At 57.8% G+C, this 14950-nt stretch carries 14 protein-coding genes and 1 other RNA gene; 9 read left to right on the forward strand and 6 right to left on the reverse strand.

Features of this window, described 5'->3' with window-relative positions; translation table 11 throughout:
- Positions 1–3: 3 nt before the first annotated feature.
- Genes rapZ through HUO14_RS07205 form a run of 4 tightly spaced genes read right to left on the reverse strand, consistent with a single transcriptional unit; the run spans position 4 to position 3650 of the window.
- A complete protein-coding gene (rapZ, locus tag HUO14_RS07190; RefSeq protein ID WP_176279183.1) occupies positions 4–939 on the reverse strand; it encodes an RNase adapter RapZ in 936 nt (311 codons plus the stop codon).
- Complete coding sequence (locus HUO14_RS07195; protein WP_176279184.1) at positions 936–1391, reverse strand: HPr kinase/phosphorylase; 456 nt, start codon at positions 1389–1391, stop codon at positions 936–938. Before HUO14_RS07195 ends, rapZ begins: the two co-directional genes overlap by 4 nt.
- Positions 1391–2974: an ATP-binding protein gene (locus HUO14_RS07200; protein WP_176279185.1), complete on the reverse strand. Its 1584-nt coding sequence runs from the start codon at positions 2972–2974 to the stop codon at positions 1391–1393. Before HUO14_RS07200 ends, HUO14_RS07195 begins: the two co-directional genes overlap by 1 nt.
- Entirely contained in the window at positions 2946–3650 is a 705-nt protein-coding gene (locus HUO14_RS07205; protein ID WP_176279186.1) for a response regulator transcription factor, read from the reverse strand. Before HUO14_RS07205 ends, HUO14_RS07200 begins: the two co-directional genes overlap by 29 nt.
- Before the next feature lie 247 nt (positions 3651–3897).
- On the opposite strand from HUO14_RS07205, the gene HUO14_RS07210 reads away from it, so the two are divergent.
- Positions 3898–5484 carry a phosphoenolpyruvate carboxykinase gene (locus HUO14_RS07210; protein ID WP_425500481.1) on the forward strand — a complete coding sequence of 529 codons (1587 nt, stop codon included), beginning with the start codon at positions 3898–3900 and terminating at the stop codon, positions 5482–5484.
- Between the two features lie 9 nt (positions 5485–5493).
- Here HUO14_RS07210 and HUO14_RS07215 read toward each other — a convergent pair whose 3' ends face one another.
- Positions 5494–6243 (reverse strand): hypothetical protein, encoded by a 750-nt coding sequence (locus tag HUO14_RS07215; RefSeq protein ID WP_176279188.1) that lies wholly within the window; start codon positions 6241–6243, stop codon positions 5494–5496.
- Between the two features lie 195 nt (positions 6244–6438).
- Between HUO14_RS07215 and HUO14_RS07220 the strand changes: the two genes are divergently transcribed.
- The gene (locus HUO14_RS07220; protein WP_176279189.1) at positions 6439–6642 is read left to right on the forward strand and encodes a hypothetical protein; all 204 of its coding nucleotides are present in this window, start codon (positions 6439–6441) and stop codon (positions 6640–6642) included.
- 2 nt (positions 6643–6644) lie between these two features.
- Here the strand turns inward: HUO14_RS07220 and HUO14_RS07225 are convergent, their stop codons facing one another.
- Positions 6645–7301 (reverse strand): alpha/beta hydrolase, encoded by a 657-nt coding sequence (locus HUO14_RS07225; RefSeq protein ID WP_176279190.1) that lies wholly within the window; start codon positions 7299–7301, stop codon positions 6645–6647.
- 140 nt (positions 7302–7441) lie between these two features.
- Here HUO14_RS07225 and HUO14_RS07230 point away from each other — a divergent pair, with 140 nt between their 5' ends.
- From HUO14_RS07230 to lon, 7 genes are all read left to right on the forward strand, one after another.
- Positions 7442–8518: a cysteine desulfurase family protein gene (locus HUO14_RS07230; RefSeq protein ID WP_176279191.1), complete on the forward strand. Its 1077-nt coding sequence runs from the start codon at positions 7442–7444 to the stop codon at positions 8516–8518.
- 9 nt (positions 8519–8527) lie between these two features.
- A complete protein-coding gene (locus HUO14_RS07235; RefSeq protein ID WP_176279192.1) occupies positions 8528–9637 on the forward strand; it encodes a cysteine desulfurase family protein in 1110 nt (369 codons plus the stop codon).
- Positions 9634–9975, forward strand: a complete 342-nt coding sequence (locus tag HUO14_RS07240; RefSeq protein ID WP_176279193.1) for a 2Fe-2S iron-sulfur cluster-binding protein — start codon at positions 9634–9636, stop codon at positions 9973–9975. The genes HUO14_RS07235 and HUO14_RS07240 overlap by 4 nt, the downstream gene beginning before the upstream one ends.
- A gap of 37 nt (positions 9976–10012) precedes the next feature.
- Positions 10013–10107, forward strand: an RNA gene (gene ffs / locus HUO14_RS07245) — signal recognition particle sRNA small type.
- Between the two features lie 151 nt (positions 10108–10258).
- Positions 10259–11995, forward strand: a complete 1737-nt coding sequence (locus tag HUO14_RS07250) for a DNA polymerase III subunit gamma/tau (protein ID WP_176279194.1) — start codon at positions 10259–10261, stop codon at positions 11993–11995.
- A gap of 2 nt (positions 11996–11997) precedes the next feature.
- Positions 11998–12333, forward strand: a complete 336-nt coding sequence (locus HUO14_RS07255; protein WP_100094914.1) for a YbaB/EbfC family nucleoid-associated protein — start codon at positions 11998–12000, stop codon at positions 12331–12333.
- 98 nt (positions 12334–12431) lie between these two features.
- Complete coding sequence (lon, locus tag HUO14_RS07260; protein ID WP_176279195.1) at positions 12432–14861, forward strand: endopeptidase La; 2430 nt, start codon at positions 12432–12434, stop codon at positions 14859–14861.
- Positions 14862–14950 lie beyond the last annotated feature (89 nt).

Genomic DNA, 14950 nt, shown 5'->3' on the forward strand with positions numbered 1-14950 from the left:
TGATTAAATTCCCCTGTTCCCGTTCAATTTCTGCATGGATTCCAGCGCTTCCATCGGCGGTGATGCCAGGTTGCGATGGAGGACATTGGGCGAAAATCCAGCACTACGCAAGTCTTTGCTCAGACGCTCGGCAACATGTACCGATCTGTGACGGCCACCAGTGCAGCCAATCCCTATGTTGACGTAGGCCTTACCGGCTTCCTGATAGCGCGGAAGCAGAAATGTGAGCATGTCCATTATCTTCTCGATTGCCTCGGCATAGGCAGGGTCCTTGCTGACATATTCGGCGACTTCCGGATCGAGGCCGGTCTTTTGCTTGAGCTCGGGCACCCAGAACGGGTTGGCCAGGAAGCGGACATCGAAGAGCAGATCGATATTGTTCGGCAGGCCTCTGGAAAAACCGAAGCTGGTGATGGTGATCGTTGTCGCAGCGTCCTTGTCGAGCGAGAAATGCTCCCGGATTTCGCGCTGAAGGTCGTTGGCGGTCAGGTCGCTGGTGTCGATAACATGGTCCGCCCAGCGACGAAATGGCGCGAGCAATGTCCGTTCATGGGCGATGCCGTCTTTGGCAGGCCGGTCCAGGGCCAACGGATGCCGCCGGCGGGTCTCCGCATAGCGCCGCTCCAGTTCCGCGCCAGCGCAATCGAGAAACAGGGTCGAGATCAGATAGCCCGGCTTTTTCTGCAGGCGTTTGATGCTGTTGATCAGCTTGTCCGGTTCAAACCCCCGGGTCCGGCTATCGAACCCGAGCGCCAGTGGCTGGTCATTGTCATCGCGCGAGCTCGACGGGGGCGTGTTCAAGAGGCTTTCGACCAGTCGAAAGGGAAAATTGTCGACCGTTTCCCAGCCGATGTCTTCCATCGTTTTCAGAGCTGTGGTCTTGCCAGCGCCGGACAGGCCGGTGACCAGCAAAACACGTTTGGCGGAGCGCTCGGTCATTGGCTGACACTATCCCCCAATATCCGGCGCAAGGCCCATTCTACCTTGATTGGCGCGCTGCTTTCCATGGCGTCCAGTGTACAGAACGGAATATTTATTCCCAGCAAATTCCTGACCTGTCTCTCGAGCGGGAAACGATCGGGAGCCGCTTTCAAATCGACGACCATTTTCAGCGGGACGTCGGTCATATGGTCGCATTGCATAATGCCCAGAGAACGGATTTCCAGTTTGCCCGCGATATTGGCTGGAGAACGAAGCAACAAATCATCTTTCCTGCGTTGAATCTCGACATAATCGTCGCTGATCAGAATGCCGCCGCGATCGATGAGGCGGAGCGCCAGATCCGACTTTCCCGACCCGGATATTCCGCATATCATCACCCCCGCACCGGAGATCGCGATCGCCGTCGCATGGGTTGTCAATTGGCTGTGCTGTTCGGGAGCATCTGTCATCACAGGGCCTTCGGCAGCCGGATTTCAAAACAGGCACCAGACTCTCCGCCGTCGCGATCGAGAATACGGATCTCGCCCTGATGCCCTTCGACGATGGTCTTCGCGATCGCCAGTCCGAGGCCGCTGTGCTTGCCAAAAGCCTCGCCATCCGGACGGTCGGAGTGGAAACGCTGAAAGACCTGCTCTCTTTGATCAGGCGCAACGCCAGGCCCCTGGTCGGCGATATGGATGACAATTTCGTCACCATCGGGCGTGGCCAGAATCTCGACCAGACCGCCTTCGGGCGAGAAGGATACGGCATTGTCCAGCAGATTGCCGAACACGCGCTCGAGACGACCGCCGTCACCCATCACCTTTGCAACATCCTTTGCCGGCCGCGCGAAGGCGATATGAACCCCGAGATTGGAGGTCCGCTGTTCGCGAGCGGCGAGCAATTGCTCCAGCATCTTGCCGATATCAATCGGTTCGAACTTGGCTCTGGCAAGCTCGGCATCGACGCGCGAGGCATCGGAGATATCGTTGATCAACCGGTCTATGCGGCGAACATCGTCATTGGCGACGTCAAGCAGCTGTTTTTGCAGATCGGGATCATCGACCCGTTCCAGCCCTTCCAGCGCTGATCGCAAGGAGGCGAGGGGGTTCTTGATTTCATGGCTGACATCGGCGGCGAAAGCCTCGGTCGCGTCGATCCGGTGGCGCAGGGCAGCGCTCATGTCGGACAGGGCGCGGCTCAACTGCCCGATTTCGTCGCGCCGGCCCGGCATCCGGGGTATCGCGATCTCGTCTGATCGACCCATGCGGACGCGGACAGCGGCGACAGCCAGTTTTCTAATCGGCCTGACAATGGTGCGAGCGAGAAAAAGAGACAGCAGGATCGAGATTGTCGCAGCAACCAATATTACCAGCAACACGCTCGCCCGTTCGGCCCTGACGATCCGCGTGATGTCGCGCGCATTGGCGGTGAGCAGAATCGAACCGGCGCCGTCCGGCAGCGACTTTCCAGCTACAATCACCGGCGTGCGGTCCGGCGCATAGCTGACTGAGCTGACCGCAGCTGATTTGCGCTCGGCTGTCTCGAGTTCGGACCAGGCCCCGGCTACATCATTGGCAGGCTCGCTGAAATTCGGAATCTGGGTCGTGAAGACGACGCTCTCGATGGTCTTGTCGAGCATCCGGGCCGCGTCCTTGCGCAACGGCTCGGCGTCCGGGTCGACGAATTGATAGGTCGGCTCTGCAAGCTCGAAACTGTCGATGACTTTCCTGCCATCCGGCGCGTAAAGCCTCAGCCGGGCGCCCAGATGGCTGGCAAATTGTTCGACCAGGGCATCTCGGTTCGCGATATCTCCCGAGGACAGGGCATCGGCGACGATCGTCAGTTGCAGCCGCGCCTGGGTCAGCCGTTCTTCAGTGAGCCGGTCCCGATAATTGTTGAGATAGAACAGGCCGCCTGCCAGCAGCGCAATCGCCAGGACATTGACGACCAATATGCGGGTTGTCAGCGAAAGGCGCGCCGACCAGCGAAGCGAGAGGCCACTTTCACTATCTTGTCCGCTATCATTCTGTGTAGCGATATCCGGCTCCATATAGCGTATCTATTGCATCAAATTCAGCGTCAACTTCGCGAAATTTTCGTCGCAGTCGTTTGATGTGACTGTCGATGGTCCGGTCGTCGACATAGACGTCATCCTGATAGGCGGCATCCATCAACTGGTTGCGGCTTTTTACCACGCCGGGCCGATGCGCCAATGTTTCCAGAATCATGAATTCGGTCACGGTCAGGGTCACGTTCGCGTCCTTCCACCGTACCAGATGCCGCGCCGGATCCATTTCCAGACTGCCGCGGACGATCGGTTCTGCCGATTCGTCATCCTGACCTTCCTCGAGCGACTTGATAAATTCCGTCCGTCGCAGGATGGATTTGACCCGGGCGATCAGCAGGCGTTGCGAGAATGGCTTCTTGATATAGTCGTCGGCTCCCATCGCGAGGCCCAGCGCTTCGTCGAGCTCTTCATCTTTCGACGTCAGGAATATGACTGGCAAGTTCGATTTCTCGCGCACTTTTCTGAGCAGCTCGAGCCCGTCCATCTTCGGCATCTTTATGTCGAATATTGCGAGGTCCGGCGGATTCTCCAATATCGCATGAAGTGCCGCTTCGCTGTCCGAATAGACGCGTGTGATAAAACCTTCCGCCTGCATCGCGATGGATACAGAGGTCAAAATATTGCGGTCATCATCGACAAGAGCAATATTGGCTGCCATAAATTTGCGTTCCTTTGCCGCTCGCGCTGGATTTGACCTAGTGGATGGGATAGTAGGTTACAAGACAACTTGTCGGTGTCGGTTTCGAGAAACAAAGTCGTGATCTGTCCGGATTTCGAGAATATTTAATATGGTCGGCAGCAAGAAATTTGACCGACTCGACTTGGTTCAGTAAGCGCCATTCCAAATTGCCAGATCGGCGTGACCTCAACCTGTTTCAAGCTTTAGGGGATTTCCAGTGTCAAATATTTCGTCTGTGTCGTTAAAAGATCAGGGCTTTGCCAATTCGGGCGAGCAACACTGGAACCTTGGTGCCCCGGCGCTGGTCGAAGCCGCCGTTTCTCGCGGTGAGGGCCATTTGGCCAAAGACGGTCCGCTGGTCGTCGAAACCGGCAAACACACCGGTCGCTCTGCCAATGACAAATTCATCGTGCGCGACGGGGAAACCGAAGACAGCGTATGGTGGGGAAAAACCAACGTCGGGATGACGCCCGATCATTTCGCCGCGCTGAAAGAAGATTTCCTTGCCGCTCTGGCCGAGAAAGATACGCTGTTCGTCCAGGATCTTTTCGGTGGTTCGCAGCCGGAACACCGGGTCAATGTCCGGATCATCAACGAACTGGCCTGGCACAATCTGTTCATCCGCACGATGCTGGTGCGGCCCGATGCCGAAGAACTCGCGGCTTTCGTCCCCGAATATACGATCATCGATCTGCCAAGCTTCAAGGCCGATCCGGAACGTCACGGCACGCGTAGCGAAACCGTGATCGCGGTGAACCTGACCGAGAAGCTGATCTTGATCGGTGGCACAGCTTATGCCGGCGAAATGAAGAAGTCCGTGTTCGGCCTGCTCAACTATCTGCTGCCGCTCGACTCGGTGATGCCGATGCATTGCTCTGCCAATATGGGTCCGGAAGGCGATACCGCCATTTTCTTCGGCCTGTCGGGAACCGGAAAAACCACGCTGTCGGCTGATGCCAGCCGCGTGCTGATCGGCGACGACGAGCATGGCTGGTCGGATACCGCAGTCTTCAACTTCGAAGGCGGCTGCTACGCCAAGATGATCCGCCTGTCCGAAGAAGCTGAGCCGGAAATTTTTGCAACCACACGCCGGTTCGGAACCGTGCTTGAAAATGTCGTGATGGACCCCGAAACCCGGGAACTGGATCTCGATGACAACAGCAAAGCGGAAAATACCCGTGGCGCTTACCCGATCGATTTCATCCCCAACACTTCCGAAAAAAACATGGGTCCGGTGCCCAAGAATATCATCATGCTGACCGCCGATGCGTTCGGCGTATTGCCTCCGATATCGCGGTTGACACCCGAGCAGGCGATGTATCATTTCCTCTCCGGATATACCGCCAAGGTCGCTGGCACCGAAATCGGTGTTACCGAGCCGGAAGCAACGTTCTCGACCTGTTTCGGTGCGCCGTTCATGCCGCGCCATCCTTCGGTCTACGGCAATCTCCTCAAGGAACGGATCGCCAAGGGCGGCGTTCGCTGCTGGCTGGTCAATACCGGCTGGACCGGCGGAAAATATGGCGAAGGCAGCCGTATGCCGATCAAGGCGACTCGCGCATTGCTGAATGCGGCGCTGGACGGCAGCCTCAACAACGGCGAATTCCGGATCGACGAGAATTTCGGCTTTGAAGTGCCGGTGTCGGTGCCGGGTGTCGACAGCGCCATCCTCGACCCTCGGTCGACCTGGTCAGATACGAGCGCTTATGATGAAACAGCGCAAAAGCTGGTCAAATTGTTCATCGACAATTTCGAACAATTTGCCGAGCATGTCGATCAGAATGTACGCCAAGCGGCGCCTACCGCCGCCTGATAGCTGTCTCTAGCCGGTGATGGTCGGTTGGCTTTCGAAACTGATATCGAAATAGCCATGATCGTCACCGTCCGAGCCCGATAGCGGATGCCTCTTGATCGAGGTGCGTGGTGAGCCGGGAATATCGATTTTTCCGTGCGTCACGATATCATCGACGATGCGAGCGAGCTGCTCGGCGACATCGGAAGCCTCATAGTCCGTACCTACGGACAGACGGATTTCCCGGTCTGCGAAATAGGCGAGTCCGCGGGTTAAGAAGCGGCCCTTTCTCTCTTCGGCGAAGCAAATCTGAAAATCTGGCGGAAATGGCCCGCCGGCCAGATAGTCGCTGACCGCTTTGTCATAGTCGGCAAAGTGCACCAGTCCGCCGGATGGACCCCATGCCGCGGCTGTGGCTGCCAGAATTGTCCCGATCCATTTGCCGAGCATCAGCAGGCGACAGTTGATTTCGGGCAGATGCCTGGCGCTGGTCACGATGTCCCTCGGGCCTATGCCAATGGCTGAACCGTCCGGGTAGGGAAGGTCGCCGGATAGCGGCCTGAAACTTTCGTCGGCAAATTTCTGGCGGGTTTCTTCGGCGGACAAGCGGGAAAGAAGGAATGGCATGCCATCGACAATGACTTCCAGCATGTCCAGATCGTCGAACTTGGCGCCGTTGACCAGCAATCTGTCTCCGGCTGCGCGGGGCCAGGGGAAATGCGCCAGATCAAACCCGTTCATCATGGGCGCTACGATGAGCAGGGCGGGGTCGGAAATCACGCGGCCAATTCCGTATCTCCTTCGTCGATCCTTTTGTTCTTTATATGTTCTAACCGCAATCGCCGGTAAAGGCAATCCTGGCCGGAACAGCCGCCCCGTAATTGGTAATGAAAGAGGCCTGATCCCGCGACCAATCCGGAAAACCATCCAAACAATGGATTGTCAGCCTGCCGATCCATCCGTAATCATCGCAGCATGTCCAACCTGATCTTGTCGATATTGATGCTCGCCGGAGCCGCGCTGCTTGCAGGCGGAATTTTTGTGCTGCGAAAGGGCGAAAGCAAAAAGCAGGGCTGGCTGATGCTTGCCGCCGCCGCCGTGATGTTCGCAAATGTGGGGATTGGGCTGATTCCTGTCCCGGACAGCAATCAGCCGTTATCGACGCAGTCCGAGGACTGAACCTATTTGATCGGCGAATCCGGTGCGAGCCGCATGTCGAGATAATTGTCGACCGAGCCCATCAGCAAATCCATTTCATTTTCGTAGAAATGGTTGGCCCGCGGAATTTCGTCGTGATGGATTGTGATATGTTTTTGCGTCCGCAGCTTGTCGACCAGTTTCTGGACCGCACTGGGGGTCACGACTTCATCGTTCACGCCCTGAATGATGATGCCCGAGGACGGGCAGGGCGCGAGGAAGTTGAAATCATACATGTTCGCAGGTGGCGAAACAGAGATGAATCCTCGGATTTCCGGGCGGCGCATCAGAAGTTGCATGCCGATCCAGGCGCCAAAGCTATAGCCGGCGATCCATGTGGTCTGCGCTTCGGGATGAAAGCTCTGTACCCAGTCGAGTGCCGATGCAGCATCCGACAATTCGCCAATCCCGTTGTCAAACGTGCCCTGCGAACGGCCGACGCCGCGGAAATTGAACCGCAAGGTCGCGAAACCGCGCTTCACGAATGTCTTGTACATCGCCTGGGTGATCCGGTCGTTCATCGTCCCACCGGCTTGCGGGTGGGGATGAAGGATCATCGCAACCGGCGCACGGTCACGGGGTCCTGGGCTGAAACGGCCTTCGAGGCGGCCTTCGGGTCCGGTAAAAACTACATCTGGCATGGGTTTTCAATTCTTCGCTCAAAATTACAATGTCCAGAGCGCGAGATTATAGAATAGCTTTTGCGCTGGATGCGTCGCCTATATAGGGAGAGTCAACAAATCCGCAACTCAATCCAGCACAGCAGAGAGTTTTTGCCAATATGGTGACCGGGACGAAACGCATCTATCTCGACTATGCCGCGACAGCTCCGATGCTGGACGAGGCCAAGAGGGCCTGCGTGGAGGGTTTTGAAAATTGGGCCAATCCATCCTCTCCCCACGGCGACGGTCGTGCGGCGCAGGCGGTGCTGGAAAATGCGCGGCGGCGGTTCAAGGCGGCCCTCGACTGGGATGGCGATGTGATTTTTACCAGCGGCGCCAGCGAAGCGGTCCAGATCGCTCTGACCAAATCCAAGCCTGCACTGCAATATGTCTCTCCCGTCGAACATGACGTGGTGTTGAGATTTGCACCGAACGCGAGGACCATTCCGGTTGATATGGGGGGCGCGGTGGTTCCGATGAACCTCAACCATCTGCTGAAGGGCGCCGAGGAGCCGGCGCTGGTGGCGATCCAGTCGGTCAATAACGAGACCGGCGTGATCCAGGATCTCGATGCCCTTTCCAAAGTCGTGCGCGACCGGGGCAGCTATCTTCTGGCCGACTGTTCCCAGTCGATCGGGAAGATGCCGTTGCCGGACGCTGATCTGATCATCGTGGCCGGCCATAAATTCGGCGGACCTCCCGGTGTCGGCGCGTTGCTGGTAAAGGATCTGAGGCTGCTCGAAGCCGATGGCGGTCAGGAGCAAGGCTATCGTTCCGGCACCCAGAATCTGCCCTATATCATGGGGATGACCGCTGCGCTCGAAGCGCCCGCAAATTGGGCAGGGCGGGCGATGGAATTGCGTCAGCATCTCGACGATGCCATCAAGAAGGCGGGCGGCGCGGTGATCGCGGAATATTCTCCCCGCATCGCTACCATCGCCAGCTATCATATGCCGGGCGTCGCTGCGAATACCCAGCTGATCAAATTCGACATGGCAGGTTTTTCGGTCTCCGCCGGGAGCGCCTGCTCTTCGGGAACGCTCAAGACCAGCCATGTGCTCGAAGCGATGGGCACGGATGCTCAGGTCGCTCGCGAAGTCGTCCGGGTCAGTATCGGGCGGGGTACCAGCAGGGCGCATATCTATGCCTTCATAGAGCAATGGCAGTCGATATTTGCGGCGGCGAAAGGAAGCTGAACCGGACCCATGGCAACCATCTATCTTGATAACCAGGCGACCACGGTGCTCGCGCCGGAGGTTTTCGACGCGATGCTGCCGTGGCTCAAGGACAATTTCGGCAATCCGCACAGCCCCCATGTGATGGGCCGGCAGGCGGCATCGGCGGTGGAAGTCGCCCGCGAGCAACTGGCCGCGCTGTTGCCCGCTAACGGGCGCGTAATATTCACCGGAAGTGCGACCGAAGCGATCAATCTCGCGTTCGGCGCCGTCCGCAGAATATCTGGCGAGGGCCGCGACCAGATCGCGGTCATCGACACCGAACATGCCGCGGTGCGCGACACCGCGCTTTGGTACGGCACGCAGGGTTTTGACACAAAATTGCTCCCGGTCGATCACCAGGGTCTGGTCAAAATGGAAGATATGGAAGCATGTTTTTCTTCTCGAAGCGCATTGGTCGGAGCAATGCTGGTCAACAACGAAATCGGCGTGATCCAGCCGGTCGAGCAAATTACAGAGATGGCGCATAAATATGGCGCTTTGATGCTCTGCGACGCGGTGCAGGGCTTTGGCCGGATCGATATTCCGCAAGAGGCTGACCTGATCGCGCTGTCCGGACACAAGATTTACGGGCCCAAGGGAATCGGCGCACTGTGGGTTCGTGATGGTGTAAATCTGCCACCGCTGATCCATGGCGGTGGACAGGAGCAGGGGGTGCGGTCTGGTACGCTCTCTCCCGCATTGTGCGTCGGACTGGGCGTGGCTGCAAAAATCTGTGCCGAGCGCCGTGAACGGGACGCGGCCCATATTGCCGGGCTCGCTGCGAAAGCGCGCAGCCTGTTCAGCGACTGGACGATGAACGGGGCGGTAGATCAGCGCTATCCGGGGAATCTCAATATCCGCCGCGACGGACTCGACGTGGCGCGGCTGATGTCGGAGGTCCGCGGCGTCGCCTTTTCTGCCGGTTCTGCCTGTGCCAGCGGTTCGGGACGGCCGAGCCATGTGCTGGCGGCTCTCGGACTTAAAGCGGCGCAGATAAAATCATCTATCCGTCTAGGATTTGGCCGCTACAATGAGATCGAAGAGGTGGAGCAGGCGGCGCATCTGATCAATCAAGCGGCGGAGAGCCAGCTATCATGACCAATGTCACAGTGAATTTTGTCAGTTCTGACGGCGAGACAACCGTTTCTGCCAAGGCATCGGAAGGTGACAATCTGCTGACCGTGGCGCAAATCCATCACCAGCCGCTGGAAGGCACCTGCGAAGGGCAAATGGCCTGTTCCACCTGTCATGTTATTGTGGATGCTGCCGATTTTGACCGGTTGCCCGAAGCGAGCGAGATGGAAGAGGATATGCTCGATCTCGCCGCCGCAGCCCGCAGAACCAGTAGATTGGCTTGCCAGATCACCCTGACGGCGGCTTTGGACGGACTGACCGTCCACATTCCTGCGGACAGCCACAATATGCAGATCGTCTAACGACTTGCATTTCGACCAAACTCCCACCATATGCGCAGCGGGAGTCGGGTGGACGTAGTGTTCGCCAACCCGGTCAGGTCCGGAAGGAAGCAGCCGTAACGATTTTTCTGCGGGTCGCCCGGCTCCTACTTTGAAACAGCGCGATGCTTTGGCCGCGGCTGGAACCTCCTAACCTTTATGTAAGTCAGTCTTTCAGCGAATTATGTCGCTAATTTGGACAAGACTTGGCTTTGGCGCTTAAAGCCTTCGACAAGCCGGAGCCTCTCGCCTAAACTCTTTCAACATGTCCGATTCACAAGATATTTTCGCGGCTGGCGGTGTCGATGCACCCGAACAGCCCGCCCCCGGCGCGGCGCAACCCTATCGGGTGCTGGCGCGCAAATACAGGCCTTCGAAATTTTCCGAGCTGATCGGCCAGGACGCAATGGTCCAGACGCTGGCCAATGCGATCAAGCGCGACCGGCTTGCCCATGCGTTCCTGATGACCGGTGTCCGCGGAGTGGGCAAAACCTCCACCGCGCGTTTGATTGCAAAGGCGCTGAACTGCATCGGGGAAGACGGTCAGGGCGGTCCGACGATCGATCCCTGCGGTCAATGCGAACCGTGCCGCAGCATCGCCGAAGGCAGCTTTATCGACGTTATCGAGATGGATGCCGCCAGCCATACCGGTGTCGACGATGTTCGCGAGATCATCGAAGCGGTGCGCTATTCATCGGTTTCGGCCCGCTATAAGATCTATATCATCGACGAAGTCCATATGCTGTCGAAAAACGCCTTCAACGCGTTGCTGAAGACGCTTGAAGAGCCGCCGCCGCACGTGAAGTTCATTTTCGCCACCACCGAGGTCAACAAGGTTCCGATTACCGTTTTGTCCCGTTGCCAGCGTTTCGATCTCAAGCGGATCAGCGCCGAGCAACTGTCCGCACATTTCGGGATGATCGTTGAAAAAGAGGGTGTGACCGCCGAGCAGGAAGCGCTCGATCTGATCGCACAAGCGGCGGAAGGGTCGGTCCGCGACGGTCTTTCTATCCTCGATCAGGCGATTGCTCACGCCGATATGGACGGCGACGGTCAGGTGAAAGCTGTCCAGATCCGGGATATGCTCGGTCTGTCGGACCGGAGCGCGGTCCGTCGGCTTTTCGCCAAATTGCTCGAAGGAGATTCGGCAGCGCTTCTCGATGCTATCTCCGAGCAATATAAAATCGGCGTCGAGCCCTTGTCGCTGATGAACGGCCTGCTCTCGCTGTCGCATCAGGTGACCCTGTTCAAGGTCGGCAGAGCCAGTGATCCGACATTGTCCGACAGCGCCAAGCAGCAATTTGCAGATTGGTCCGAACAGCTCTCCTATCCGGTCCTGCACCGGCTCTGGCAGTTGCTGCTCAAGGGTTATCAGGAAGTCCAGCAGGCGCATCTCCCCCGCGAAGCCTGCGAGATGGCGCTGTTGCGGGTGCTTTGTGCCGGCGATATGCCCGATCCGGGAAAGCTTGCGAAAATGCTGGAGCAAAACGGGTCCGTCACTGCGAGCACTGCGACTATGCAGGAGGCTGCGCCACCACCGCCACAGGCAGCACCTGTCGCACAGACGACGCCACTTGCTCCTGCTCCCGCGCCGACCGAGACGCCAGAGCCGCAAGCGGGCGCGCTGCCAAACGATTTTTCCGAGGTTGTCAAAGCCGTCGGGCGGGTCTCCGCTGTCCTGGAAAGCATTTTGATCGCCGACATGCGGCTGATATCGCTTGATGCTCCCAATGTCATCTATCAGCCAGTCCGTGCAATTGGTGATTCCGATATCCGGAAAATCACCGAAGCGTTGCGACAGGAAACCGGCCGGGACTGGAAATTTACCGAAGGGCAGGGCGAGGCGCAGCCCAGTCTTGTCGAAAGGGAACAGCAGATCAGAGACGCCGAGCGGCAGGCGATACTCGACGCCCCGCTGGTGAAAGCGGCTTTTGAAGCTTTTCCCGATGCCGTATTGCTGGAGGATGAAGATTCTCGCCCACAAGAGTCAAGGAGCGCATAGCTATGAAGTCGATGGAAGAAATGATGAAAGCCGCGCAGGAAGCCGCGCAACAGGTCCAGACCCAGATGGAAGAGGCCCAGAAAAAGCTGGATAGCCTTGAAGTCGAAGGGCAGGCCGGTGGCGGACTGGTCAAGGTGAAAGCGACAGCAAAAGGCCGGATATTGTCGGTCTCGATCGACGACAGCCTAATGAAGGCCGATGAAAAACAGATGCTGGAAGATCTCGTCGCGGCCGCGTTCAACGATGCCCGCAACCGCGCCGACACGGTGAGCAGCGAGGAAATGGGCAAGATGACCAGCGGCATGCAGTTACCCCCAGGTTTTAAACTGCCTTTTTAGCTCTGTTTGCCAATCGGTCGCATTGCGCTTGAAGTGTCTCTTGCAGCCACCATATAGTGGTCAGAAGCGCTGTTTCAGCGCAGTATGTTGGAGTAAAAATGCCCGAGTCCGAAGCAAAATCGACCCCCGAAGCCAAGGCGCTGCCATTATTGCCATTGCGCGATATTGTGGTGTTCCCGAATATGATCGTACCGCTGTTTGTCGGCCGCGACAAATCCGTGGTGGCGCTCGAGCAAGCGATGGATTCGGACAAGGAAATTTTTCTCGTCGCTCAACTCGATCCGGCGGAAGATGATCCTGCCCGCGATCAGCTTTATGATCTCGGCGTGGTTGCGTCGGTCCTGCAGTTGCTCAAACTGCCCGATGGCACGGTTCGCGTGCTCGTCGAAGGCAAGCAGCGCGCCAGGCATCTGTCGCTCGAAGAGAAAAGCGAAGGTTTTGTACTGGCCGATATCGAACTGCTCGAAGAGCAGGTTGCCGAGGGTGCAGAAGCCGGAGCGCTGATGCGCTCGGTCGTCGACCAGTTTGAAAATTATTCCAAGCTCAACAAGAAAATGCCGGCGGAAACCGTCGTGCAGCTGGGCGAGATCGACGACGCGTCTCGCCTCGCCGATGCGGTTGCCGCCAATATCAACGTCAAGGTTTCCGACAAGCAGAGCCTGTTGATCGAGAGCGATCCTGTCAAGCGGCTGGAAATGGTGTTTGCCTTCATGGAAGGCGAACTCGGCGTATTGCAGGTCGAGAAGAAAATCCGTGGCCGGGTCAAGCGCCAGATGGAGAAGACCCAGCGCGAATATTATCTCAACGAGCAGATGAAGGCGATCCAGAAAGAACTGGGCGACGGCGAAGATGGCGAGGGCGACGAACTCGGCGAACTCGGCAAGAAAATCAAGGAACTGAAGCTTTCCAAGGAAGCCAGGGCCAAGGCGACCGCCGAGCTGAAGAAGCTCAAGGGCATGCAGCCGATGTCGGCCGAGGCGACGGTGACGCGCAATTATCTCGACGTGCTGCTCGGCCTGCCCTGGGGCAAGACCTCGCGGCTCAAGAAAGACCTGAAGCAGGCCGAGAAGGTTCTCGATGACGACCATTTCGCGCTCGAGAAAGTCAAGGAACGGATCCTTGAATATCTGGCGGTGCAGACGCGTACCAACAAGCTGAAGGGACCAATCCTGTGCCTCGTCGGTCCTCCCGGCGTCGGCAAGACGTCGCTTGGTCGGTCGATCGCCCGGGCTACCGGACGGGAATTTGTCCGCCAGTCGCTGGGTGGCGTTCGCGACGAAGCGGAAATCCGCGGCCATCGCAGAACCTATATCGGCTCGCTTCCCGGCAAGATTGTCTCCAATCTGAAGAAGGCCGGCACGTCCAACCCCTTGTTCCTGCTCGACGAGATCGACAAGCTGGGTCAGGATTTCCGCGGCGATCCGGCATCGGCTTTGCTCGAAGTCCTCGATCCCGAACAGAATGACAAGTTCCAGGACCACTATCTGGAAATCGACATCGATCTGTCCGACGTCATGTTCGTGACCACCGCCAATTCGCTCAACCTGCCGCAGCCTCTGCTCGACCGGATGGAGATCATCCGGCTTGAAGGCTATACGGAAGACGAGAAGGTCGAGATTGCAAAACGCCATCTGATCGAAAAGCAGATCGAGGCTCATGGTCTGAAAAAAGGCGAGTTTTCGCTTCGCGAAGACGCACTCCGTGATCTGATCCGCTATTATACCCGGGAAGCCGGTGTCCGGACGCTCGAACGCGAAATTGCCAAGCTTGCCCGCAAGGCCCTGCGCCGGATTCTCGAAGGCGAGTACAAGAATGTCGAGATCACCCCCGACAATCTCGCGGAATATGCCGGCGTCAGAAAATACCGCCATGGCATTGGCGAGGAAGAAAACCAGGTCGGCGCCGTAACCGGCCTCGCCTGGACCGAAGTCGGAGGCGAACTGCTGTCGATTGAATCGGTCACCGTATCGGGCAAAGGGCAGATCAAGACCACCGGTACGCTGGGCGACGTGATGAATGAATCGATCCAGACCGCGCTATCCTTTGTGAAGGCGCGCGCGCCTTCCTACGGCATCAAGCCCAGCATCTTCAGCCGCAAGGATATCCATATCCATCTGCCCGAAGGCGCTGTTCCGAAGGACGGCCCGTCTGCGGGTGTCGGTATCGTCACCGCGATCGTTTCGACGCTGACCGGCATTGCGGTGCGCCGCGATGTGGCGATGACCGGCGAAGTAACCCTGCGCGGACGGATATTGCCGATCGGCGGCCTCAAGGAAAAATTGCTCGCGGCGCTGCGAGGCGGGATCACAACCGTGCTGATCCCGGCCGACAATGAAAAGGATCTGGTCGAGATCCCGGAGAATATTACTTCAAAGCTGAAGATCATTCCCCTCAGCCATGTCGATGAAGTGCTCGCCCAGGCACTGGCCGAGCCGGTCGAACCGATCGAGTGGAGTGACGCAGACGAGCTGGCCAGCCATGCGACCGCTCCGGTTGTCGACGATGCGAGTTCCGCAGCCCGGCATTAAAGACAATCACTTGCGAGTCGCTGCGACGAACCGAAGGCCGATTTTCGTGGTAAATTTATCGAAACAGGCGGCGCGTTGCTGCCTTGCGG

The sequence above is a fragment of the Parasphingorhabdus flavimaris genome (genome assembly GCF_013371215.1).
GTDB lineage: Bacteria > Pseudomonadota > Alphaproteobacteria > Sphingomonadales > Sphingomonadaceae > Parasphingorhabdus > Parasphingorhabdus flavimaris.

Excerpts from the sequence above, each read along its gene's own strand:
- rapZ (WP_176279183.1), bottom strand. The coding sequence starts at position 939 with ATGACCGAGCGCTCCGCCAAACGTGTTTTGCTGGTCACCGGCCTGTCC.
- HUO14_RS07195 (WP_176279184.1), bottom strand. The coding sequence starts at position 1,391 with ATGACAGATGCTCCCGAACAGCACAGCCAATTGACAACCCATGCGACG.
- HUO14_RS07200 (WP_176279185.1), bottom strand. The coding sequence starts at position 2,974 with ATGGAGCCGGATATCGCTACACAGAATGATAGCGGACAAGATAGTGAA.
- HUO14_RS07205 (WP_176279186.1), bottom strand. The coding sequence starts at position 3,650 with ATGGCAGCCAATATTGCTCTTGTCGATGATGACCGCAATATTTTGACC.
- HUO14_RS07220 (WP_176279189.1), top strand. The coding sequence starts at position 6,439 with ATGTCCAACCTGATCTTGTCGATATTGATGCTCGCCGGAGCCGCGCTG.
- HUO14_RS07225 (WP_176279190.1), bottom strand. The coding sequence starts at position 7,301 with ATGCCAGATGTAGTTTTTACCGGACCCGAAGGCCGCCTCGAAGGCCGT.
- HUO14_RS07230 (WP_176279191.1), top strand. The coding sequence starts at position 7,442 with ATGGTGACCGGGACGAAACGCATCTATCTCGACTATGCCGCGACAGCT.
- HUO14_RS07235 (WP_176279192.1), top strand. The coding sequence starts at position 8,528 with ATGGCAACCATCTATCTTGATAACCAGGCGACCACGGTGCTCGCGCCG.
- HUO14_RS07240 (WP_176279193.1), top strand. The coding sequence starts at position 9,634 with ATGACCAATGTCACAGTGAATTTTGTCAGTTCTGACGGCGAGACAACC.
- HUO14_RS07250 (WP_176279194.1), top strand. The coding sequence starts at position 10,259 with ATGTCCGATTCACAAGATATTTTCGCGGCTGGCGGTGTCGATGCACCC.
- HUO14_RS07255 (WP_100094914.1), top strand. The coding sequence starts at position 11,998 with ATGAAGTCGATGGAAGAAATGATGAAAGCCGCGCAGGAAGCCGCGCAA.
- lon (WP_176279195.1), top strand. The coding sequence starts at position 12,432 with ATGCCCGAGTCCGAAGCAAAATCGACCCCCGAAGCCAAGGCGCTGCCA.